Source organism: Streptomyces sp. NPDC093018 (assembly GCF_040684035.1).
In the GTDB taxonomy this organism is placed as follows: domain Bacteria; phylum Actinomycetota; class Actinomycetes; order Streptomycetales; family Streptomycetaceae; genus Streptomyces; species Streptomyces murinus.
Map to the genome: position 1 here is coordinate 114,556 of NZ_JBFBFF010000011.1, position 13,670 is coordinate 128,225.

At 71.0% G+C, this 13,670-nt stretch carries 11 protein-coding genes; 1 reads left to right on the forward strand and 10 read right to left on the reverse strand.

From position 1 onward, the window contains the following. Positions 1-67: 67 nt before the first annotated feature. From AB0N90_RS24130 to AB0N90_RS24145, 4 genes are all read right to left on the reverse strand, one after another. A complete protein-coding gene (locus AB0N90_RS24130) occupies positions 68-1,555 on the reverse strand; it encodes a glycoside hydrolase family 3 N-terminal domain-containing protein (RefSeq protein ID WP_365199787.1) in 1,488 nt (495 codons plus the stop codon). A 6-nt stretch (positions 1,556-1,561) separates the two neighbouring features. Then, positions 1,562-2,392, reverse strand: a complete 831-nt coding sequence (locus AB0N90_RS24135; RefSeq protein WP_365199790.1) for a carbohydrate ABC transporter permease — start codon at positions 2,390-2,392, stop codon at positions 1,562-1,564. Further along, positions 2,389-3,387, reverse strand: a complete 999-nt coding sequence (locus AB0N90_RS24140; protein WP_086811701.1) for a sugar ABC transporter permease — start codon at positions 3,385-3,387, stop codon at positions 2,389-2,391. The genes AB0N90_RS24135 and AB0N90_RS24140 overlap by 4 nt, the downstream gene beginning before the upstream one ends. A 109-nt stretch (positions 3,388-3,496) precedes the next feature. Continuing rightward, positions 3,497-4,774, reverse strand: a complete 1,278-nt coding sequence (locus AB0N90_RS24145) for an extracellular solute-binding protein (protein ID WP_365199794.1) — start codon at positions 4,772-4,774, stop codon at positions 3,497-3,499. Positions 4,775-5,098: 324 nt separating this feature from the next. Here AB0N90_RS24145 and AB0N90_RS24150 point away from each other — a divergent pair, with 324 nt between their 5' ends. Next, the gene (locus AB0N90_RS24150; RefSeq protein WP_365199797.1) at positions 5,099-5,839 is read left to right on the forward strand and encodes a GntR family transcriptional regulator; all 741 of its coding nucleotides are present in this window, start codon (positions 5,099-5,101) and stop codon (positions 5,837-5,839) included. A gap of 23 nt (positions 5,840-5,862) precedes the next feature. Here AB0N90_RS24150 and AB0N90_RS24155 read toward each other — a convergent pair whose 3' ends face one another. The 6 genes from AB0N90_RS24155 to AB0N90_RS24180 form a co-directional block, all read right to left on the reverse strand. Next, positions 5,863-7,434 (reverse strand): MmgE/PrpD family protein, encoded by a 1,572-nt coding sequence (locus tag AB0N90_RS24155; RefSeq protein ID WP_365199800.1) that lies wholly within the window; start codon positions 7,432-7,434, stop codon positions 5,863-5,865. A gap of 102 nt (positions 7,435-7,536) precedes the next feature. Beyond that, positions 7,537-7,905: a nuclear transport factor 2 family protein gene (locus tag AB0N90_RS24160; RefSeq protein ID WP_037654340.1), complete on the reverse strand. Its 369-nt coding sequence runs from the start codon at positions 7,903-7,905 to the stop codon at positions 7,537-7,539. Between the two features lie 51 nt (positions 7,906-7,956). Continuing rightward, complete coding sequence (locus AB0N90_RS24165) at positions 7,957-8,907, reverse strand: diacylglycerol kinase family protein (RefSeq protein ID WP_361678091.1); 951 nt, start codon at positions 8,905-8,907, stop codon at positions 7,957-7,959. Positions 8,908-9,141: 234 nt separating this feature from the next. After that, on the reverse strand, positions 9,142-10,230 hold the full coding sequence (locus tag AB0N90_RS24170) for a cytochrome P450 (RefSeq protein ID WP_365199803.1): 1,089 nt from the start codon (positions 10,228-10,230) through the stop codon (positions 9,142-9,144). 330 nt (positions 10,231-10,560) lie between these two features. Then, positions 10,561-12,054, reverse strand: coding sequence for an MFS transporter (locus AB0N90_RS24175; protein WP_365199804.1), 1,494 nt, complete (start codon positions 12,052-12,054; stop codon positions 10,561-10,563). A 97-nt stretch (positions 12,055-12,151) separates the two neighbouring features. Continuing rightward, positions 12,152-13,663 carry an MFS transporter gene (locus tag AB0N90_RS24180; RefSeq protein ID WP_365199807.1) on the reverse strand — a complete coding sequence of 504 codons (1,512 nt, stop codon included), beginning with the start codon at positions 13,661-13,663 and terminating at the stop codon, positions 12,152-12,154. Positions 13,664-13,670: the final 7 nt, after the last annotated feature.

Sequence of the window (13,670 nt, forward strand, 5' to 3'; positions counted from 1 at the left end):
CTGCCGTGGGCCCCCCGAACCTACGGCAGCCGGAACACCGGGCCCCCCGGCCCCTCGTCCTGGCCGCTCAGCCCGTCACGACCGCCTCCGCCGCCGCGATCCCGCACACGCGGGCGGCGCCGTACGTGGCGATGTGGACGGAGCCTCTCGGCGTCGCCTGGGGCAGGCCCATTTCCACGACAACGGTGTCGGGGCGGGCGGCGAGGAGGGTGTCGAGGGCGGAGCGCATCCAGTCGTGGCGGTGTTCGTCGCGGACTACGGCGACGATCCGGCGCTCGCCTGCCGCGGCGAGGGCGAGGGTGCCCGCGTCCGTGCCGGTGAAGGAGCCGTCCGTGCTGCCGGGCACCAGCCGTCTCAGCTCGTCGGTGACGCCCCAGGGGGTCTGGTCGCCGACGGCGATGTTGGGCTCGGGGTTGAACTGGGCGACGTACACGGGCGAGTCGACGGGCGCGGGGCCCCCGGCGCGGGTCACTCTCAGTGCCCGGCGCGCGGCCGTCAGGCCGACCTCCGGTGCAGGCTCGGTGCGGGCCGCGTCGCCGCGCGCGCCGGCCGTCCAGCGGGCCAGCTCCCGTACCCGGGCGGCCGCGTCGGCGAGCCGTTCCTCGGGCAGTTCGCCGGAGCGTACGGCGGCCACGAGCGCGTCCCGCAGGCCGAGCACCGTGCCCTCGTCGCACAGTCCGCCGCCCACGCAGATCGCGTCGGCGCCGGCCGCGATGGCGAGGACCACGCCGTGTTCCAGGCCGTAGGTGCCGGAGATGGCGCGCATCTCCATGCCGTCGGTGACGATCAGGCCCTGGTAGCCGAGTTCCTCGCGCAGCAGCTCGGTGAGGATGCGGCGGGAGAGGGTGCCGGGGCGGTCGGGGTCCAGGGCCGGGACGAGGATGTGCGCGCTCATGATGGCCCGGGTGCCGGCGGCGATCGCCGCGCGGAACGGGGGCAGTTCGCGCGCGAAGAGGGTCTCGGCGTCGACGTCGATACGGGGTACGGCGTGGTGGGAGTCGATGTTGGTGTCGCCGTGGCCCGGGAAGTGCTTGGTGCAGGCGGCGACGCCGGTGGACTGCAGGCCCTCGACCCAGGCGGCGGTGTGCCGGGCGACGAGGTCGGTGGCGGCGCCGAAGGAGCGGACGCCGATGACCGGGTTGTCGGCGTTGGCGTTGACGTCGGCGGACGGCGCCCAGTCGAAGTTGACGCCGCAGGCGGCCAGGCGGCGGCCCAGCTCGCGGGAGACGGCGCGGGTGAGATCGGGGTCGTCGACGGCGCCGAGGGCGTGGTTGCCGGGGAAGGACGAGCCGGTGCGCACATCGAGGCGGGTGACGTCGCCGCTCTCCTCGTCGATGGCGACCAGGAGGTCGTCCCGCTCGGCGTGCAACTGGGCGGTCAGGGAGGTGACTTGGTCCTCGGTGACGACGTTGCGGCCGAAGAGGGCGACGGAGGCGAGGCCCTCACCGAGGCGGCGGCGCACCCAGTCGGGGGCGGTGGTGCCGTCGAAGCCGGGTTGCAGCACCGTGAGGGCGTCGCGGGTCAGGGTGTCTGGGCCGGTGGCGAGTGTGGTCATCGGACGTCATCCCTTCACGGCGCCGTCGGTCAGACCGCTGACAGCCTTGCGTTGCAGGAAGATGAAGAGGATCAGGATGGGCAGCGCGAACAGGGACGAGGCGGCCATGGTGGCGCCCCAGTCGTCGCCGAACGCGGTCTGGAACTGCGACAGCCACAGCGGCAGGGTCTGCTTCTCGATGTCCTTGTTGAGGATCAGGACCAGCGGGAACTCGTTCCAGGCGGTGATGAACCCGAACAGCGAGGTGGCCATGAGGCCGGGCGCGAGCAGCGGGAAGATCACCTTGCGGAAGGCCTGGAGGCGGGTGCAGCCGTCGACCATCGCCGACTCCTCCAGCTCCTTCGGCACGGCGGCGATGTAGCCGCGCAGCGTCAGGACGGTGAGGGGCAGCACCATCATCGCGTAGAAGACGGTGAGCGGGACCAGGCTGTTCAGCATGTCGCCGTCGCGCACGATCATGTAGATGGCGATGATCATGACCTCCCAGGGGGCCATCTGCGCCAGCATGAAGGTGACGATGAACCCGCGCCGCCCCTTGAACCGCATCCGGGCGAGCGCGAAGGCGGCGAACAGGGCGATGAGCAGCGACAGCAGCACCGAACAGAGGGTCACGGTCACGGAGTTGGCGACCAGGGTCCAGAAGTGGTCGGCGTGCACCGCGCGGTCGAAGTGGCTGAAGGTGAAGTGCCTCGGGAACCACACCGGGTTGTCGGTGATGATGTCGCCGGTCGGCTTGAAGGCCGTGGCGAACATCCAGTAGACGGGGAACACGAAGCCGACGAAGAGGACGACGGCGGTCGCGTTGGGCCAGATACGGCCGAAGACCGAGCGCTTCACAGCTCGTCCTCCTCTTGCTTGAGCACCATGCGCAGGTAGTACGAGGTGATGACGAGCAGGACCAGGATGGTGAGGAAGGAGATCGCCGCGCCGACCCCGAAGTGCTGGTTTCCGACGCCCTCGACGTAGGCGTAGATCGGCAGGGTCTCGGTGAGGCGGTCGGGGCCGCCCTCGTTCATGGCGAAGACCTGCGGGAACGCCTTGAAGACCCAGATGACTTCGAGGAAGGTCGTGGAGTAGAGGAAGGGCCGCAGGAAGGGCAGGGTCACGGAGGTGAAGCTCTGCCAGGCGCCGGCGCCGTCCAGGGAGGCGGCCTCGTACAGCTCCTTGGGGATGGTGGTCGTCGCGGCGTAGAGGTTGATCGCGACGAACGGGATCGACTGCCACACGATGAGCAGGACGATCACCGAGAAGGTGGAGAACTGGCTGCCCATCCAGTTGTAGTCGGCCATCGAGTGCCAGCCCAGCTTGTCCAGGACCCAGTTGACGACGCCGAAGCGCTGGGCGAACAGCCACTGGTAGACGGTGGTGGCGGCGATGACGGGCATGGCCCAGGCGAGGACGAGGCCCACCAGCAGGGTGAGGCGCATCTTCTTGCCGAGGCGGGCCAGCAGCAGTCCGATCAGGGTGCCGATCAGCATGATCAGGACGACGTTGACGGCGGTGAACAGGACCGAGCGTTCGACGACCTTCCAGAAGTCCGAACCGGTCAGGACCTGCTGGTAGTTGTGGAAGCCGTTCCACTCGGTGAGGTGCTGGATGAGCTGCCGCGGGTTGAGGTTCTGGAACGACAGCATGCCGTTCTTGACCAGCGGCCAGCCCAGCAGGACCAGTGTGGCCACCAGCGCGGGCAGCAGGAGGAGATAGGGGGCGGCGGCAAGGCGGGCCGCCGGGGACCGGGAGGCCCGGTCCGCACCGCGCGGCGGCGCCGGCGCCCGGCCCTTGCGGACAGCGGGCCCCCCGGCCGTGTCCGTGCCTTCGGTCTGCACTGACATGAGTCGTCGTCTCTTCCGTGGCCGTACGAAATCGTGTGCCCCGCCGGCGCCGAGGGGCGCGGGCGGCGCAGGTGTGCCGGGGGCGTCACCGGGACGCCCCCGGCGCGGGTCAGTTCTGCTGGGCCAGACGCTGGTTGATCTCGCCCTCGACGTCCTTGGCGGCGGCGGCCGGAGCCTTGCCGTTCAGCACGGCGGTCATGTACGACTTGATGGGGTTCGGGGTGTTCTCCACCGCGGCCCACTCGGGGATCAGCGGGGTGGTGCCGCCCACCGCGGCGCCCGGCGCCGCGGCCTCGGCGGCGGCGTTGCCCTTGAGGTTGCTCTCCAGGGACGTCTTGTTCGGGATGACGCCGCTGAGCTTGGCCAGTTCGCCCTCGTACTGGTCGGACAGGGCGATCTTCAGGAACTCCTTGGCCAGGGACTGCTTCTTGCTGTTCTGGGCGACCGCGAGGTTGGAGCCGCCGAGGAAGACGCCCTCGGGCTTGTCGGCGGTGGCACCGGGGATGGTGAAGTAGCCGAGGTCCTTCTCGATGGACTTGTTGGCCGCGATGGCGGTGGCCGCCTCCCAGCCCATGCCGATGAAGGCGCCGGTCTTGCCCTTGGCGAAGACGGTGGCCTGCTGCGGGGTGGCCTCGTCCTTGTCCTTGGGGGCCTTGGAGTAGGCGGCGTACTTCTTGTAGATCTCCATGGCCGCGGCGACCTTCGGGTCACCGAGGTTGGAGACGTACTTGTCGCCCTGCTTCTTCACCAGGTCGCCGCCCTGGCCGACGATCAGGCCGTCCAGGAAGTACCAGTTCTGGCCGGGCAGGTAGATCGGCTCGGCGTCCGTCTTCTTGCCGATGGTGTCGAGGTCCTTGAGGAACTCGTCACGGGTCTTCGGCGTGGAGGTGATGCCGGCCTTCGCCCAGATCTTCTTGTTGTAGATGACGACGCGGTTGGCGAAGTACCAGGGGGCCGCGTACTGCTTGCCGTCGTAGACCGACGACTTGGAGACCGAGGCGGTCCAGTCGCTGCCGATGGACTGCTTGAGGTCGCCGAGGTCCGCGAGGCCGCCGGTGGACGCGTAGGCCGGGGTCTGGGTGTTGCCGACCTCCAGGACGTCCGGCGGGGTGTCCTCCGAGAGAGCGGTGGTGATCTTCTGCTGGATCCCGTCCCACTTCTGGGTCTCGAACTTCAGCTTGGCGCCGGTCTTCTTCTCGAAGGCGGCCTGCACGTCCTTGGACCACTGCGGCGGCGCGGAGCCGTCCATGGTCCACACCGTCAGGGTCTGGCCCTTCCAGCTGCTGGGACCCGCGTCCTTGCTGTCATTGCCGTCGTTTCCGCCACACGCCGCAACGGAGACCATCATGCCCGCGATCACGATCGCGGAAGCGAGCTTGCGCTTCACGCCACCCTCCTCAGGGATGCCACTCAACCCCCCACGCCCTCGGCGGTGACCTGCGTACGACGCTGTTGCACGTAGGGCTCGGGACCTGGCCACTAATGGTGTAGACCAGTACGGTGGAGCTTGGCCTAGACCTTTCGGGGTGTCAAGGGTGGTCCGGGAGCCGGGTTGAGGCCGTTACGAGAAAGTCACCGGAGCGCTTTCGTCCGCTTCGGGTCCGCGCCCGCGACCGGGTCCGTCCCTTTCGCCCGGTCCGTTCAGTTGGACTAGACCATAGGGCACTTGGTCGCTATAACGGGAGCCCATCGACACAGCCGGAAGGCAGGCATGACCACCGACGTCAGCGGCGCGCGCGTGCCGAAGTACTACCGCATCAAGCAGCGGCTGCTCGCCATGACCGAGGCGCTCCAGCCCGGTGCGGCGGTGCCGGCGGAACGGTTGCTCGCCGAGCAGTTCGACACGTCGCGGACCACCGTGCGGCAGGCGCTCCAGGAACTGGTCGGGGAGGGGCGGCTGGACCGGATCCAGGGCAAGGGCACGTTCGTCGCGCAGCCCAAGCTGTACCGGACGCTGCAACTCACCTCGCACACCGAGGACATGCGGGCGCAGGGGCTGTCGCCGGCCTCGCAGGTGCTCGATGTCGGGGAGGTTCCGGCGGACGAGCGGCTGGCCGCGCTGCTGGGGGTCGCCGCGGGGGAAAAGGTGCTGCGGATCGAGCGGCTGCGGCTCGCCAGCGGGGAGCCGATGGCGATCGAGACCACGCATCTGTCGGCACGGCGGTTCCCGGGGCTGCGGGGGGTGCTGGCGTCGTGTCCTTCGCTGTACACCGCGCTGGCGGAGGTGTACGGGGTGCGGCTGTCGTCGGCGGACGAGACGATCGAGACATCGCTGTCGACACCGCGGGAGGCCGCGCTGCTGGCGACGGACGTGGGCCTGCCGATGCTGCTGATGTCCCGGCACTCGCGGGACGCGCAGGGGGCGCCGGTGGAGTGGGTGCGGTCCGTGTACCGGGGGTCGCGGTACAAGTTCGTGGCGACGCTGCGGCGGCCGGCGGTCTGGGGGGCGTAGGGGGGCCGGGGTCGGCGGCGCCCTCAGTCCAGGAACGCCGTCTCTATCCAGCGGCGGACCGCCGAAGGGCGCATCCGGTGGAGGCGGTCCACCGTGTCGGCGACCTCGTGGGGGCCGCCCACCGAGAGGAACTTCTCGCGGACCAGGTCGGCGTGGGAGTGGCGGGTCTCGGGGCCCGCGGCGCCGATGGGGATCAGGCGGGTGCGGGAGATCGTACGGCCGTCGGTCAGGCGGACGGTGACGCGGGCGCCGGTCGCCTTGGTGGAGCGGGAGAAGTCGCGGTCGTCGGCACGGACCGCGCCGACCAGGTCCACGAGTTCCTCGCCGCCGAAGCCGCGCAGCCAGGGCACCGCCAGCTCCCCCGCCTCCCGTACCGCCTCGCCGAACGGGGCGTCGGACAGGAAGAGTTCGCGGGTCATCTCGGTGTCGTGCTCAAGGCGGATCCGCTTGGCCAGCGCCCAGCGGTCGAGGTCGTCGACGGCGGGCGAGGAGAAGTCGTCGACGGAGAACTCGCCGGTGAGGAGCGTGGTCGCGACGGGGTAGGGCACGTCAAGGACCAGCGCGCCGAGCGGGGAGCCGGGGCCGGTGACGTAAGCGGCGGCGCGCTGTCCCGCGAACAGGGTGTACAGGGACGCCTCCACGACGACCTCGGCCACGTCCTGCGGTCGCAGCGGGCCCAGTTCGCGGTGGATCTCCTGCGCGCAGTCCACGGCCGCGTCGATGCCGGGTCCGCCGGGATGCATCTTGAAGGAGAGCGTGTCGGTGTGCCAGCGCCGGCCGAGGCCCTTGGCCACCGCCTGCGGCAGCGGCACCGTCGCGAAGCGGGCGAGGAAGCCGTCGCTGTGCTCCATGATGTCGGGCGCGCCGCGCAGTCCGGCGTACGCGGCGTCGCACGCGTCCATCGCGGTGCGCACCGGGGTGAAGGTGTTGAACAGCCGGGCGTCGCTGGCCAGGAAGGCGCGCATCAGGGGCCAGTTGGGCATGGCGAAGGCCAGTCCGAAGGCGTTCTCGTACAGGCTCGCGGAGGCCCGGTCGGCGTGCAGCCGCCCGGCGACCGCGCCGGCCAGATGGGTGTGCACGGCGCTCTGGCCGCGCAGCGGTCCGAGGGTCGCGGAGGCGGTGATGCGGGCCGCGCACTCGTTGGCCACGACCACCGAGGTGAGCAGGGAGAGGCCGTCCAGGCGGCGGGCGTAGGCGAAGGCGAGGGGGACGGCGACCGTGGAGTTCGACAGATGGCCGGCGTACGCGGTGTCGTCCAGGTTGAGCCAGGAGCCGAGGGCCGCGAAGACTCCGGCGGCCTGGCGGGGGTCGCGCTGCATGGGGTGTCCGAAGGCGGCCACCAGCTTGCGGCCCAGGGGGTGCTGGAGCCCGGCCCGGATGGAGGCGATCTGCGAGAGCACCTGGCTCGCGGCGAGTTTGAGCACCCGGCACGGCACGGCCTGCGGGCGCAGGGTGGCGGCCCAGTGCGAGAGTTCGCGCAGCGGGGTGTCCGTGCCGGCGGGGTGGCGGGCGGCCGACGGCGACGAGGCCTCGGCCTGCTCGGCCCAGTCGTCGCACAGCGCCCGGGCGACGCTCTCCGCGAGGACGGCGGTCATGGCGGGTACCTTCCGTGCGTGCGTCGAGGGGGAGGACATCGGTCCTCAACACGGGTGCGGGAGCACCGGATGGACCCGGTGCTCCCGCGACACGTGCCGGTGTTACGCGGCCGGGACCTTGTCCAGGAAGCCGTAGACGGCCTTGATCTTGCCGGCCTCGTCGGCGACGAGGACGTCGAAGCCGATGGCGATCGGCTCGGCGCCGGCCTCGGTCACCAGGCCCCACTGGAAGCGGGCCTGGTTGTGGTGGGCGTCGACGGTGCCGTGCAGCTCGAAGGAGAGACCCTTGAACTGGTCGCGGGCGCCGGCCACCACAGCCGCGAAGCCCTCGCGACCCTCGACCGCGGCCAGCGGGTCGATGTACGGGGCGTCGGCGGTGAACAGCTCGGCAATGGCCGCGGCACGCTTGTCGGCGTCCGCCTCGTTCCAGATGTCGAGGTAGCGGGTGACGGTGGTGGTCAGGTCGCTCATGCGGGCGATCTCCTTTTTGGTGGTGCTTCTTCGGTTCTTCGGACGGTTGGTTCAGGGGGTGGCAGGCGCCCACACGGGGAGGGCTCCGGGGAGCACCTCGAAGGTGGCCGCGGCGCCGATGCCGTGTTGGTACTCACCGTCGTGCTCCAGCGGGAGGCGGCGGCCGTCGGTGCGTTCCACGGTGATCCGGCGGCCTCGTGCGTAGACGGTCGCCGGATGGGTCATATGGGCGGCGTTCAGGGTCAGTTCGGGGACCTGGGCCGCGGTGATGTCGCCGCCGATGACGCAGACGTCGAGCAGTCCGTCGTCGAGCAGCGAGTCGGGCAGTACATGGAAGCGGCCGCCGCGGTAGGGGCCGCCGCCGACGTTGGCGAGGACGGTGGGGCCCTCGTGCACGATCCGGCCGTCGACCGTGACCCGGCCGGGGTACGGCTCGTACCCGTCGGCGGTGTCGGCGAAGGCGCGGACGTAGCGTTCGCGGCCGCTCAGCGGTACCTGCTTCGCGGTGATCAGGGCGTCCGCGATGACGCCCGAACAGGCGCCCAGGTACACGTAGTTGCGGGTCTCGGTGAGGCGGGCCAGGTCGAGCCTGCGCAGCCGGGCGCTGCCGCCGATGCCGTGGTCGGAGAGGACCGCCTTGAGCGCCTCGCTCCAGGGCCGCTCGCCCCACAGCATCTTGTAGCCGGAGTTGCCGGTGCCACCGGGGATCACCGCGAGGCTCGCCCCGTGGTCGGCCGGCACCAGGCCCTGGACGGCCTCGCGGACGGTGCCGTCGCCGCCGATGGCGACGATCAGGTCGGGGGCGTCGTCGGTGCGCTCCAGGGCGCGGCGTACGGCGACGGTCGCGTCCCCCGGTCCGCTGGTCCGGTGGACCTCGGCCCGCTCCAGGTAGGAGGCGCACAGATCCCGTACCTGGGCCACGAGTTCGGGACTGTGGCTACCGGAGGCCGGGTTGGCCAGGATCAGGGCCCGGGTGGGTCCGGGGGCTGCGGTGTCTGCCATGACGGGCGCTCTCCTCACATCGGACGCACCGGCGGTGGACGGAACACGGATGACTCTGCCAAGCGGTCCTGACCTGGCACTGACGCGCTGCTGACGTTTCGTCATGAACCTGCCGGGCTGCCCCTCGACAGCAGGTCCCGCGCCCGACGATCACCCCCGGGCGCGGGAACCGAACCGGACGACCGCCCCGGGGGCGGGACCCGCACCGGGCCCCGCCCCCGACGCACTCCGGCATCACCAGGTGACCGGCAACTCCTGGAGCCCGTACACGATCGTGTTCTCCCGGAAGCGGACGTCCTCCGGCGCCACCGCCAGGCGCAGGCCCGGGAAGCGGGCGAACAGGGCCTTGAGGCAGACCTCCAGCTCCATCCGGGCCAGGGAGGCGCCCGGGCACAGATGGGCGCCGAAGCCGAAGGCGAGGTGTCCGGCGGCGTTGCGGTGGATGTCGACCGTGTCGGCGCCGGGGTAGACGGACTCGTCGTGGTTGGCCGCGGGAATGGCGACGATCACGCCGTCCCCCTTGCGGATGGTCGCGCCGCCCAGTTCGACCTCGGCCACGGCGGCCCGTACCTGGTTGTCCTGGGAGATGGACCAGTACCGCAGCAGCTCCTCCACGGCGGGCTTGAACAGGCTCTCGTCCGCGCGGAGTTCGGCGAGCTGGGCGGGGTCGCGCAGCAGGCTGAGGACGCTGAGGCTGATCTGGTGGGCCGTGGTCTCGTGCCCGGCGACGAGGATGAACCGGGCCATGGCCACCAGTTCCTCGTGGGTCAGCTCGCCCGCGCTCACGTACCGGGTGGCGAGCCGGCTGATCAGATCGTCCCGGGGCTCGGCGGTGCGCTGGGCGACGAGTTTGTCGAGGAACCTGGTCATCGCGACGAACGCCGCGTACGTCTCCTCGGGGCCGGCCTCCTGGGAGAGGATGACCTGGCTCTGCTCGGTGAAGTCCGCCTCGTCCTGCTCGGGCACCCCGAGCATGCGGGCGATGACCAGCGAGGGCAGCCGGATGGCGAAGTTCGCCACCAGGTCCACCGGCTTCGGTCCGGCCTCCAGCTCGTCCAGCAGCTGCCCGACGAGGAGTTCCACCTCGGGGCGCAGGGCGCGGGTGCGGCGGGCGGTGAACTCGGTCAGGGCCATCCGGCGCAGCCGGCCGTGCTCCGGGTCGTCCATGCGGCTGAAGGACATCACGCCCGGCTCCGGCGGCAGCTGGATGCGGATCGGGAAGCCCGGCTGCTGGTCGTCGGCGCTGAACCGGTTGTCGTTGAGCACCTGGCGTACGTCCGCGTGCCGGGTGACCAGCCAGGCCTCGCCGCCTCTTATGCGCACTCTGGACGGCGCTTCGTCGCGGAGCGGTGCGTAGGCGTCCGGCGGCCCGTAGGGGCACGACCGGGGCATGGGCCAATCTGGCAGTCTTCGCTGCTCACAGGCGGACATGGGGTTCCCTCCGTTGGCTGAATCTCAGCGTTGGAGCACATCCTGGTGAGCTGCACTGACGGAAATCTGACGGGTTACTGACTCGTTATATACTGGTAAACATATACTTTTATGACGGTAAAGAGGGTGGCGGACGGATAGTTCGGGCCCCGGTGGAGAGCAACGAGAAGGGGGCCGGCGCGGTCGGCGCCGGCCCCCTTCGGGGCGAAGGTGCGGGGCGGGTCAGGCGGTCGCGGCCGCCGCGCCCGGGTCCGCCGCCTTCGGTCGCGGCAGCAGCTGCACCAGGCAGGCCACCAGGACGCAGATCCCCGCCTGGACCAGCAGTCCGACGCTGAAGGCGTGGGCGTAGGAGTGCGCGGTGACCTGCGATCCCGCGACGCCGAAGAAGACCACGCCGAGCACGGCGATGCCGATCGCGTTGCCCATCTCCTGGGCCGTGGAGAACACACCGGACGCGGCGGCCGCGTGCTGCGGGGCGACCCCGGCCAGGACCAGCGAGGCCAGCGGGGCGATCACGAAGCCCATGCCGAGGCCGGCGACGACCATGGCCGGGATGCACCAGGCCACGTTCCCGGTGCTGTCCAGGTGCCATGCGGTTTCGGCCAGGCCCAGGTTGCCGACCGCCTGGAGCACCGCGCCGAGCGCGAGCACCTGCTTGCCCAGCTTGGCGGCGACCTTCGGCGACTGCGCGGAGCCGAGGAAGAAGCCGAGGCCGAGCGGCATGAACAGCAGACCCGACTTGAGCGCGGAGACGCCGCGGCCCTCCTGGAGGTACAGCGCGAGGACCAGGAAGAAGGAGGCCATCGCGGCGAAGAACACCAGCAGGGAGACGACGCCGATGCCGAACGAGCGGTCCGCGAAGAGGCTCGGGTGGACCAGCGGAGAGCCGTCACGGGCCGCCTTGCGGCGCTGCGTCCACCAGAACGCGGCCAGCAGCGGCACGGCCGCCACCAGGCACTCCCAGGTCCAGGTCGGCCAGCCCTGCTCGCGGCCCTGGACCAGCGGCAGCACGATGGCCGTGAGACCGGCGGTCACCAGCACCACACCGGTCCAGTCGAGTCCCGTACGGCCCTCCGCGCGGGACTCGGGGACCAGCTTCGGGGTGAGCAGCAGCACGACGGCGCCGATCGGGGCGTTGATCAGGAAGATGGTCCGCCAGTCCCAGCCGAAGAGGTCGGCCTTGATCAGCAGACCGCCGATCAGCTGGCCGAACACGGCGGAGGCGCCCATCGTGATGCCGTACGCGTTGAACGCGGCGACCCTGGCCTTGCCCGTGTAGGCGGTGGTCAGGATGCCGAGGACCTGCGGGATGACCAGCGCGGCCGCGGCGCCCTGCACGGCGCGTGCCGCGATCAGTTCGGGCATGTTCGGCGCGATGCCGCAGGCCAGCGAGGCCACCGCGAACAGGGCCAGGCCGATCGCGAACACCTTGCGGCGGCCGTACAGGTCGCCGAGCCGGCCGCCGGTGATCAGCATGGCGGACAGGCCGATGTTGAAGGTCGCCGCCACCAGCTGGATCTCGGCGCTGGTGGCGTGCATGTCCCGCTGGAGCGAGGGGATGGCCACATTGACGATGAAGAAGTCGATGTTGGCGATGAACAGGCCGAGCAACACCACGAGGAGAGCGCCCCAGGCGGGCTTGCCGCCGGTTTCCCCGTGGTCCGTTGCCGGCACGGACTCGGCATCTGTGCCGGTCAGTTCCGCTTCGGTGGTCATGGACGAGACTCCTCTGTGGTGCGCTGACGGCGTGTCCGTCGGCGGACACGCGGATCGGGGCCGTGCGGCGGACCCGTGAACGGGTCCGCCGCTCGGCTCAGGACGTGGGCGCCTTCTTGGGCGGGCGCGGGAACAGCTGGACCAGGGCGGCCACGCCGAGCGCGAACGGCACCAGCAGATAGACGCTGGCCCGGAAGGCGTCGGCGTAGGCGTCGGGTCCGGTGCCATGGCCGAGGACGTGGTAGAAGACCACGCCCACCAGCGCGACGCCGATCGCGCCGCCGACCTGGTTGGCGGTGGACAGCACACCGGAGGCCGCGCCCGCGTAGCGCGGGTCGGTGCCCGCGAGGGCCACGGTCGCCAGCGGTGCCATCACCATGGCCATGCCGGCGCCGCCGACCAGCAGTCCGGGCACCAGCCAGGCGACCTCGCCGTGGGTGCCGATGTGCTCCACGGCGGCGTACAGCCCGATCAGACTGGCCGTCAGCACCAGCGCGCCGACGGCGAGGGTCTGCCGGCCGAGCACCGCGGCGATCTGCTTGGCGGTCAGCGAGACCCCGAGGAAGCCCACGCCCAGCGGCAGGAAGACCAGGCCGGAGTCGAGCGCGCTGAGGCCGCAGCCCTGCTGGAGGTAGAGGGCGAGCACCAGGAAGAAGGACGCCATGCCGGAGTAGTAGACGAGGGCCGTGCTCACCCCGACGGTGAAGGAACGCTGGCGGAACAGCGCCGGGTTGACGAGCGGGCCGCGGTCGGCCGCCGCCAGCCGCCGCTGGTAGAGCGCGAACAGGGCGAGCAGCACCGGGGAGACGGCCAGGCACACCCAGGTCCACTCCGGCCAGCCCTTCTGCTGGCCCTCGGCGAGCGGCAGTACGACGGCGACCAGACCCGCGGAGACCAGCAGCATGCCGAGCGGGTCGAGGCGGGACTTGCCCTGCGCCTTGGACTCGGGGACCACCCGCGGGGCGAAGACCAGCGCGGCGATGCCGATCGGCACATTGACCAGGAAGCAGGTGCGCCAGCTGAGCCCGGCGATGTCCAGGTGGATCAGCACACCGCCGATGAGCTGGCCGAACACACCGGCGAGCCCCATCGTCAGACCGAACGCGTTGAAGGCGCGGATGCGGGCGGGCCCGCTGTAGACGGTGCCGATGATGGCGAGGACCTGGGGGCCCATCAGGGCGGAGGCGAGGCCCTGGGCGACGCGGGCCGCGACCAGCTGCCCGGCGGTGGGCGCGCTGCCGGCCCAGGCCGAGGAGAGGGTGAACAGGGCCACGCCGATCAGGAACATCCGGCGGCGGCCGTAGAGGTCGCCGAGCCGGCCGCCGGTGATCAGTCCGGCCGCGTACGCGAGCGCGTACCCGGCGACGATGAACTCCACGGCGGACGAACCGGCGTGCAGATCACGCTGGGTGGCGGGGATCGCCACATTGACGATGAACACGTCGAGGGTGATGACGAAGGTGCCGATCAGGATGATCGGCAGCATCGCCCAGTGCGGGGCCGGGGGCTCCTGCGGCGGGGCGGTGGCCACCGGGGTGTTCGATCCGGTGGTGCCGGGCTGGTTCCCGTTCTGGCCCGGGGCGGCTTCCCGGGGTTCTTGTAGGGCCATGACGGCC